The sequence below is a fragment of the Anabaena sp. CCY 9613 genome, from assembly GCF_963920895.1.
In the GTDB taxonomy this organism is placed as follows: Bacteria; Cyanobacteriota; Cyanobacteriia; order Cyanobacteriales; family Nostocaceae; genus Cyanocohniella.
This window is the reverse complement of record NZ_CAWUDE010000065.1, coordinates 1-270: the sequence shown is the minus strand read 5'-3', so window position 1 is coordinate 270 and position 270 is coordinate 1. Positions and strand designations below refer to the sequence as shown.

Below are 270 nucleotides of genomic sequence, written 5' to 3'. Positions count from 1 at the left end.
CGCGGGGCGGGACGGTGACCCTGGCCGATGAGCGGCAGGCGGCGGCGATGTCGGCGGATGCGCTGGCGGCCTATGCGGGCGTCTATCAGGTCGCGCCTGGCTTCGCCCTGACCCTGAAGGTGACGGACGGGGTGCTGACGGCGCAGGCAACGGGGCAGAAGCCGGTCGCCCTGACGCCGGAGACGACGGACGCCTTCTTCGTCGAAGCCATCGACGCCCAGATCACCTTCACCCGCAATTCTGCAGACGGGATCGAGGGGCTGGTGCTGC

Annotated in this window: 1 protein-coding gene; it reads left to right on the top strand. The window is 70.4% G+C overall.

Features of this window, described 5'->3' with window-relative positions; genetic code table 11:
* Positions 1-14 precede the first annotated feature (14 nt).
* Positions 15-270: DUF3471 domain-containing protein (locus ACM0OT_RS23825; RefSeq protein ID WP_414566845.1), on the top strand; the 256-nt coding region annotated here is incomplete at its 3' end.